At 63.3% G+C, this 8,547-nt stretch carries 7 protein-coding genes; all 7 read left to right on the forward strand.

The genetic code is table 11. From position 1 onward, the window contains the following. Positions 1-94: 94 nt before the first annotated feature. Entirely contained in the window at positions 95-1,378 is a 1,284-nt protein-coding gene (locus ABI_RS11635; protein WP_040309177.1) for an NAD(P)/FAD-dependent oxidoreductase, read from the forward strand. Positions 1,379-1,548: 170 nt separating this feature from the next. Continuing rightward, positions 1,549-3,084, forward strand: a complete 1,536-nt coding sequence (gene amaB / locus ABI_RS11640) for an L-piperidine-6-carboxylate dehydrogenase (RefSeq protein WP_006273179.1) — start codon at positions 1,549-1,551, stop codon at positions 3,082-3,084. 37 nt (positions 3,085-3,121) lie between these two features. Then, positions 3,122-4,309 (forward strand): acyl-CoA dehydrogenase, encoded by a 1,188-nt coding sequence (locus ABI_RS11645; RefSeq protein ID WP_006273180.1) that lies wholly within the window; start codon positions 3,122-3,124, stop codon positions 4,307-4,309. 190 nt (positions 4,310-4,499) lie between these two features. After that, positions 4,500-5,636 carry a CaiB/BaiF CoA transferase family protein gene (locus tag ABI_RS11650; RefSeq protein WP_040309347.1) on the forward strand — a complete coding sequence of 379 codons (1,137 nt, stop codon included), beginning with the start codon at positions 4,500-4,502 and terminating at the stop codon, positions 5,634-5,636. Continuing rightward, positions 5,633-7,282, forward strand: coding sequence for a thiamine pyrophosphate-binding protein (locus tag ABI_RS11655; protein WP_157138871.1), 1,650 nt, complete (start codon positions 5,633-5,635; stop codon positions 7,280-7,282). Before ABI_RS11650 ends, ABI_RS11655 begins: the two co-directional genes overlap by 4 nt. A gap of 295 nt (positions 7,283-7,577) precedes the next feature. Then, positions 7,578-7,910 carry a hypothetical protein gene (locus ABI_RS25220; RefSeq protein ID WP_006273184.1) on the forward strand — a complete coding sequence of 111 codons (333 nt, stop codon included), beginning with the start codon at positions 7,578-7,580 and terminating at the stop codon, positions 7,908-7,910. 49 nt (positions 7,911-7,959) lie between these two features. Continuing rightward, positions 7,960-8,547, forward strand: a 588-nt coding sequence (locus ABI_RS11665; RefSeq protein WP_040309180.1) for an IclR family transcriptional regulator, incomplete at its 3' end; no start/stop codon positions are given.

The raw sequence follows: 8,547 nt of genomic DNA on the forward strand, positions 1-8,547 counted from the left end.
AATATCGGTATATCGCGCTATATATTGCGCGTAAACATACCGAAAAAGAATAACATCACCTTTGCGAGTCCACTTTACAGGTCAGCGCCTTCCCATGTCCGTACGCCCCACAACTCATGGACTTTGGGAGACCACAGCCCCGCCCGCGCCCGTCACCGCGGCGTTGGCGGGGGATGTTTCCTGCGATGTCGCCATTGTTGGCGGCGGCTATACCGGCCTGTCGTGCGCGCTGCACCTGGCCAAGCGCGGCCTGAAAGCCGTGGTCCTCGAAGCGAAATCGATCGGGTTCGGCGGCGCCGGCCGCAATGTCGGCCTGGTCAATGCCGGCATGTGGGTCATGCCCGACGAACTGCCGCGCGTCCTGGGCGACGTCCATGGCGACCGCCTGCTGAACCTGCTCGGCAATGCGCCGGCCGCCGTGTTCGACATCGTCGAGACCTACGGCATTGCCTGCGAACTGCAAAAGCAGGGTACCCTGCATTGCGCTCTCGGCGACGACGGCCTTAACGAACTCAAGCAGCGCGCGGCACAATGGCGTGCCCGCCAGGCGCCAGTCTACCTGCTGTCAGCCGAAGAAACCGCCCAGCGCATCGGCACCAAGGCCTATGCCGGATCTCTGTTGGACCTGCGCGCCGGCACCATTCAGCCCATGGCCTATGTCCGCGGCCTGGCCTATGCCGCGGTCAAGGAAGGCGCTACGATCCATACCGACAGCCCGGTCACCGACGTCACGGCCACCGGCGACCGTTGGACCGCGCGCACGGCCGGCGGATCGGTCACCGCCAACTGGGTGGTCATGGCAACCGACGCCTACACCCAGGGGCCGTGGGAGATCATCCGCAAGGAACAGGTCCACCTGCCCTATTTCAACCTGGCCACGCAACCCCTGCCTGAGGACGTCCGTGCTTCGATCCTGCCGGGTCAGGAAGGCTGCTGGGACACCGAAGAAGTCCTGTCGTCCTTCCGAATGGATGCGCGCGGCCGGCTGGTCTTCGGTAGCGTTGGTGCGCTGCGCGGTACCGGCGAAGCCATTCATCGCGGCTGGGCGTTACGAGCTCTGCACAAGTTATTTCCGCAGATCGGGCCGGTGGAGTTCGAGGCCGAATGGTTCGGCTGGATCGGCATGACCGACGACAACCTACCGCGCTTTCACAAATTTGCCGACCGCGTCGTCGGGATCAGCGGCTATAATGGCCGCGGAATCGCCCCCGGTACCGTCATGGGCCGCGCCCTGGCGGAACTCATCTCCGGCGAAAAGGCCGAAGAGGATTTGCCGCTGCCGCTGACGACGCCCGAGGCGGCGAAGATGCGGGCCTTGAAAGAAGTTTTTTACGAAGCCGGCGCTCAGGCCGTTCATCTGACTGGAGCCCGGTTTTAACCCCCAACGTTTTTGAGAAGCTGATGAAGTAGACCCCTCCACCGCTTCGCGGTCCCCCTCCCCACCTTCGGTAGGGAGGAGAAGAACAAACCTCTCCTCCCCATGATAATGGGGAGGGGGACCGCGAAGCGGTGGAGGGGTACTTCCCCGAACCCGACAGGACCACCACCATGATCACCGAAAAGACCCGTACCGGCGAAGAGGTCGCCAATCTGCTGAAGACGCTCGGCGTCGACGCCGCCACCTATAACGGCGGCAGCCTGACCGTCACCTCGCCCGTCACCGGCGATGAGATCGCGCAGACCGTCGAAACCCCGGCCGCCGACGCCGCCAAGGCCATCGACGCGGCGCACCAGGCCTTCCTCGACTGGCGCACCGTCCCGGCGCCCAAGCGCGGCGAACTGGTCCGTCTGTTCGGTGAAGAACTGCGCACACACAAGAATGAGCTCGGCAAGCTGGTCTCGCTCGAAGTCGGCAAGGTGACCTCCGAAGGCTTGGGCGAAGTCCAGGAAATGATCGACATCTGCGACTTCGCCGTCGGCCTGTCACGTCAGCTCTACGGCCTGACCATCGCCACCGAACGCAGCCAGCACCGCATGATGGAAACCTGGCACCCGCTGGGCGTGGTCGGCATCATCTCCGCCTTCAATTTCCCGGTCGCCGTCTGGGCGTGGAACGCGGCCCTGGCCCTGGTCTGCGGCAATGCCATCGTGTGGAAGCCGTCGGAAAAGTCGCCTTTGACGGCGCTCGCCACCCACGCCATTTTCGAGCGCGCCCTGAAGCGCTATATCGACGAAGGCTATGACGCCCCGGTTGGCCTGTCGGCTTTGATCATCGGCGGCCGCGAGCTCGGCGAAGCCATGGTCGACCACCATAAGGTCGCCCTGGTCTCGGCCACCGGCTCGACCGCCATGGGCCGCGCCGTCGGCCCGAAGCTGGCCGCGCGCTTTGCCCGCTCGATCCTGGAACTGGGCGGCAACAACGCCGCCATCATCGCCCCGACCGCCGACCTGGACCTGGCCCTGCGCGGCATCGCCTTCTCGGCCATGGGCACGGCCGGCCAGCGCTGCACCACCCTGCGCCGCCTGTTTGTCCACGACAGCGTCTACGACACCCTGATCCCGCGCCTGAAGAAGGCCTATGCCTCGGTCAAGATCGGCAATCCGATGGAGGACGGCGTCCTGGTCGGTCCGCTGATCGACAAGGCGGCTTTCGACGGCTTCGAAAAGGCCATGGCCGACGCGAAGGCCACCGGCGCCACCATCACCGGCGGCGAACGCGCTTCGGTCGGCGGCGACAATGCCTACTATGTTCGGCCGGCCATCGTCGAAATGACCAGGCACGAAGGCCCGATGCTGCGCGAAACCTTCGCCCCCATCCTCTATGTCATGCGCTACAGCGACATCAAGGACGCGGTGGCCATGCAGAACGACGTCGGCGCCGGCCTGTCCTCGTCAATCTTCACCAACGACATGCGCGAAGCCGAGCTGTTCATGTCGGCGGCCGGTTCGGACTGCGGCATCGCCAATGTCAATATCGGCACGTCGGGCGCCGAAATCGGCGGCGCCTTTGGTGGCGAAAAGGAAACCGGCGGCGGCCGTGAATCCGGGTCGGATTCCTGGCGCGCCTATATGCGCCGCGCCACCAACACCATCAACTACGGCAGTTCCCTGCCGCTGGCCCAGGGCGTGAAGTTCGATGTCTGATACCGCACATCCCGCACAAGAAATGGCCGCAAAAGAAATGGCCCCCAAAGCCGGTTTCGACTGGGCCGATCCGTTCCTGCTGCATGAGCAGTTGACGGACGACGAACGCATGATCATGGACGCCGCCCGCGCCTATTGTCAGGACAACCTGATGCCGCGCGTGCTGAAGGCCTATGGCGAGGAATATACCGACCGCCATATCTTCAACGAGATGGGCGAACTGGGCCTCCTGGGCGCTACCCTGCCGGAGCAATATGGTGGCGCTGGCGCCTCCTACGTTGCCTATGGCCTGGTGGCGCGCGAGGTCGAACGTGTCGATTCCGGCTACCGCTCGATGATGAGCGTGCAATCGTCGCTGGTCATGTACCCGATCTATGCCTACGGCACGCAAGAGCAGCGCATGAAGTACCTGCCCAAGCTGGCGCGCGGCGAATGGGTCGGCTGTTTCGGCCTGACTGAGCCCGATGCCGGTTCCGATCCCGGCGCTATGCGCAGCAAGGCCGAAAAGATTGACGGCGGCTACCGCCTGACCGGCACAAAGATGTGGATTTCCAACTCACCCATCGCCGACGTCTTCGTCGTTTGGGCCAAGTCGGACGCCCATAACGGCGAGATCAAGGGCTTTGTCCTCGAAAAGGGGATGAAGGGCCTGACCGCACCAAAGATCCATGGCAAGCTGTCGTTGCGGGCCTCCATCACCGGCGAGATCGTCATGGACGGCGTCGAGGTGTCGGAAGACGCCCTGCTGCCCAACGTCTCCGGTCTGAAGGGGCCTTTCGGCTGCCTCAACCGCGCGCGTTACGGCATTGCCTGGGGCGTCATGGGTGCGGCCGAAGACTGCTGGCATCGCGCCCGTCAATACGGACTGGACCGCAAGCAATTCGGCAAGCCCCTGGCCCAGATGCAGCTGTTCCAGAAGAAGCTCGCCGACATGCAGACCGAGATTACCCTAGGCTTGCAGGCGGCTTTACGGGTGGGGCAGTTGTTCGACGCCGGCAAGGTTGCGCCGGAAATGATCTCGCTGATCAAGCGCAACAACTGCGGCAAGGCCTTGGACATCGCTCGCGTCGCACGCGACATGCATGGGGGCAACGGCATCCACGAAGAGTACCACGTCATGCGCCATGCGCAGAACCTGGAGACGGTCAACACTTACGAAGGCACCCACGACGTCCACGCCCTGATCCTGGGGCGGGCTCAGACGGGTTTGCAGGCGTTTTTCTAAACAGCGCAGATCACTGGCTATCTCCTTCTCCCCGCCTGAGGGGAGAAGGTGGTCGTGGCGAAGCGGAGACCGGATGAGGGGTTGTTTCCGGAAGCTCTTCCGATCGTGGTTATACCCCTCACCCCTACCCTCTCCCCTTCAAAGGGGAGAGGGAGTATGACAGCGCTCATCCTTGCGTATCGGCTTTGATATGAAACCTCTTTCCGGCCTCAAAGTTCTCGAACTGGCGCGTATCCTGGCAGGACCGTGGTGCGGCCAGCTTCTCGCCGACCTGGGCGCCGAGGTCATCAAGATCGAACGCCCCGAAACCGGCGACGACACCCGCACCTGGGGGCCGCCGTTTGTCACTGACTCCGAGGGCAATGTCTGGGGCGCCGCCTATTTTCATAGCTGCAACCGCGGCAAGTCCTCCGTTGCCGTCGCCTTCGAAACACCCGAAGGCCAGGCCATCATCCGTACCCTGGCTGCGGAAGCCGACATCGTCATCGAGAATTTCAAGGTCGGCGGCCTGAAGAAATACGGCCTCGACTATGACAGCCTGAAGGCCGTCAACCAGCGCCTGATCTATGCCTCGATCACCGGCTTTGGCCAGACCGGCCCCTATGCCGCCCGCGCCGGCTACGACTACATCATCCAGGGTATGAGCGGGCTGATGGACATCACCGGCGAGCCCGAGCGCGAACCGCAAAAGGTCGGCGTCGCCATCGTCGACATCTTCACCGGCGTCTATACCGCCACCGCTATCCTGGCCGCCCTGAACGGCCGCCACACGACGGGTCAGGGCTGCCATATCGATATGTCGCTCTACGACACTGCAACCGCCGTACTGGCCAACCAGGCATCGAACTATCTGGTTTCGGGTAAATCGCCGTCACGTCTGGGCAATGCTCATCCCAATATCGCACCGTACCAGGTGTTTCAGGTCGCCGACGGCCACGTCATCATCGCGGTCGGCAATGACGGTCAGTTTTACAAGCTGTGCGCTGCACTGTGCGCGCCCGAGATCGCCGCCAATCCGGCCTATGCCACCAATGCCTTGCGCGTCGCTACCCGCACGGATTTGCAATCCATTTTGCAGCCGTTTTTGCTGCAACATACGCGCGCGGAGCTGCTTGACCTGCTGGAACGCCACGGCGTCCCGGCCGGGCCGATCAACCGTATCGAGGACGTGTTCAGCGACCCGCAGATCATCCACCGCGGCCTGAAGCTGGAGCTTGACGGCGTGCCCTCGGTCGCCTCCCCCATCGTTATCGACGGCCAACGCATGGCCGCCGATACCCCATCCCCCAAGCTTGGCTCCGGGCAGCCGCAATGGAAAGACTCATGAGAACCGGCGGACAGATCCTTGTCGACCAACTGAAGATCCAGGGCGTCGAGCGCCTGACCTGCGTGCCGGGCGAAAGCTACCTGGCCGCGCTGGACGCCATGTACGGCAACGGCATGGACGTACTGATCTGCCGCCACGAAGGCGGTGCCGCTATCATGGCCGAAGCCTATGGCAAGCTGACCGGCAAGCCCGGCATTTGTTTCGTGACGCGCGGGCCCGGCGCGATGAATGCCGCCCACGGTGTGCACATCGCTCAGCACGATTCCACGCCGATGATCCTGTTTATCGGTCAGGTCGAACGCGCCATGTTGGGCCGCGGCGCCTTCCAGGAGATGGACTACGAGCAGGTCTTCGCCAGCGTCGCCAAGTGGGTGGTCGAAATTCACGACCCGAAGCGTATTCCCGAAATCATCGCCCGCGCCTTCCGGATCGCCACCCAGGGCCGCCCCGGTCCGGTGGTGATTTCGCTGCCTGAAGACATCCTGACCGAAATGGCCGAGGCAACCGACGCGGCCGTCATCGTGCCCGCCCGCGCCGAACCGTCGATCGCCCACATGCAGCAGGTCGAACAGATGCTTGCGAGCGCGAAAAAGCCCCTGATCATCCTGGGCGGATCGTGCTGGAGCGACGATGGCTGCGCAGCCATCGCTGAGCTTGCGCAAAAGTGGTCGCTGCCTGTGGCGACCGAATTCCGCCGCACGGCGCTGTTTCCTGCTAACCATCCGTCCTATGCCGGCGATCTCGGTTTCGGCCAGAATCCCAAGCTGTCGCAGCGGGTCAAGGACGCCGACCTCCTGATTCTCCTGGGCGCGCGCATGGCCGAGGTGCCATCCAATGCCTACACCCTGATTGACATTCCGCAGGCGAAGCAAAAGCTGATCCACGTCTTCCCGGATGCCGCCGAGATCGGCCGGGTTTATCAGGCGGATTTGAGCATTGTCTGTGCCCCCGACAACTTCGCGCAAGCCCTGGCGGTTGTGACCCCGCCGGTCGCCAGGCCTTGGGCGCGCGAAACCGAAAACGCCCATATGGACTTCCTGATGTGGACGACCAAGCCGGCCAATCTGCCCGGAGATTTTCAATATGGCGAGGTCATGGTGTGGCTGCGCGATACCCTGCCGGCGGACACCATTGTCTGCAACGGCGCCGGCAACTATGCCATCTGGCTACACCGTCACTGGCGCCACACTCAGCCACGCACCCAGGCGGCGCCGACCTGCGGCAGTGTCGGCTATTCCGTCCCGGCCGGTGTCATGGCCAAGCGGCAATATCCCGACCGCACCGTGGTGGTGTTCGCCGGCGACGGCTGTTTCCTGATGAACGGCAATGAGTTCGCCACCGCCATCCAGTACGATATCCCCGTCATCGTGATCGTGGTCGATAACGGCATGTACGGCACCATCCGCATGCACCAGGAGCGCGACTACCCTCACCGGATGATCGGCACCGACCTGAAAAACCCCGACTTCGCGGCCTTCAGCCGGGCGTTTGGCTGCCATGGCGAGACGGTACGCACGACGGAAGACTTCTATCCGGCGTTCGAGCGCGCCCGCGCCAGCGGCAAGCCGGCCATCATCCATTGCTACATCGACCCGCAGGCCATCACCCCGGCCAAGACCTTGAACCAGATCGCAGCGGGCGGGTGAGGTGGAGGATAACTTTGGCCCCTTCAGCGATCTTTTCCAAACGCTGCCAGAAAGGAAAGTTCCAGGTTACCTCGAACTGCTCAATCTCCACGATGGGCATTCGGCAGTGCAAAGCCTTCGTAAGGCTTGCGCCGCTGACCCGCACCTAGTGTCATCCCATGTTCATGCTATGCTAGGCCACGCCAACTGGCGCGTTCAACTCGTGGCAGCTGCCGCGATGATCATCGGAGATAGTGTTGATTGCCAGGACGCCCTTTGGGCAGCCTTAGACCGGCCCTGCTGGACATCACCACAATTGGCCGTCGCCGCTGCACTGGTCGACGTCGATTTCCTCAACAAGGCCCGGATGCGGCTGGAGCGGCGCTGTACGGTCTCTTCTGAACCGGCCGCCACTCTGTCGGCGATCGAGCGCCACGTCGCCATGGGTCCGGCCTCGAGCGGCGGGCACTCCGTCAAGTTGTTCAGCGCGCTTCTTGCTTTGTGTCAGGAGATGGGAGCGCCCTGGGTGGCCAGCCTGGAGGCTGAGCAAGATGTAGAGGCGCTTCTGGCTGCCGACGTCGACGATGGCGGCGAAAACGCTTTGGATTGGAAGCAAGAGATCAGCGCGTTGAAAGAGCGAATCTCCTGACTCGTCGGATAAATCTGGAAGCCTTTTCCATTTCTGCTAAACTCGCCGAATGGAACCCGTTCGCCGCCCGCGTGGCCGACCACGCGAAGACAAGACCGACCCCAAGGCCAACCAGTCGCTCGAAAAGGCGCTCGGCCTTCTGAAGGTTCTGTCGGCCCATGACGGCCTGACCCTGACCGCCCTGTCTGACGCCGCCGCCCAACCGCCGTCGACCGTACACCGCCTGCTCGGGACCTTATCCGCCCACGATTTCGTCGCCTTCGACGAAGCCACCCAGACCTGGGCCATCGGGATCGAATCCCTGCGCATCGGCATGGCCTTCCAGCGCCGCAACAAGCTCCTGTTGGCCGGCCGCCCGATCATGACCGCCCTGATGGAAGCCACGGGCGAAACCGTTAACATGGCCATGCTCGACCGCTTCCAGGTCGTCTTCGTCTCGCAGATCGAATGCGAAGCCCCCATCCGCGCCTTCTTCCGCATAGGCGAACGCCGCGCCGCCTATGCCTCGGGCATCGGCAAGGCTCTGCTGGCACATCTGCCGACCACACGCCTTGACCAGTTGCTCAAAACCGAACACCTGACCGCCCTCACCCCCGCTACGCTCTCCGACCCAAACGCCCTGCGCGCCGACTTGGAT

Origin of the sequence: Asticcacaulis biprosthecium C19 (assembly GCF_000204015.1) — a bacterium.
GTDB classification, from domain to species: domain Bacteria; phylum Pseudomonadota; class Alphaproteobacteria; order Caulobacterales; family Caulobacteraceae; genus Asticcacaulis; species Asticcacaulis biprosthecius.

Excerpts from the sequence above, each read along its gene's own strand:
- ABI_RS11635 (WP_040309177.1), top strand. The coding sequence starts at position 95 with ATGTCCGTACGCCCCACAACTCATGGACTTTGGGAGACCACAGCCCCG.
- amaB (WP_006273179.1), top strand. The coding sequence starts at position 1,549 with ATGATCACCGAAAAGACCCGTACCGGCGAAGAGGTCGCCAATCTGCTG.
- ABI_RS11645 (WP_006273180.1), top strand. The coding sequence starts at position 3,122 with ATGGCCCCCAAAGCCGGTTTCGACTGGGCCGATCCGTTCCTGCTGCAT.
- ABI_RS11650 (WP_040309347.1), top strand. The coding sequence starts at position 4,500 with ATGAAACCTCTTTCCGGCCTCAAAGTTCTCGAACTGGCGCGTATCCTG.
- ABI_RS11655 (WP_157138871.1), top strand. The coding sequence starts at position 5,633 with ATGAGAACCGGCGGACAGATCCTTGTCGACCAACTGAAGATCCAGGGC.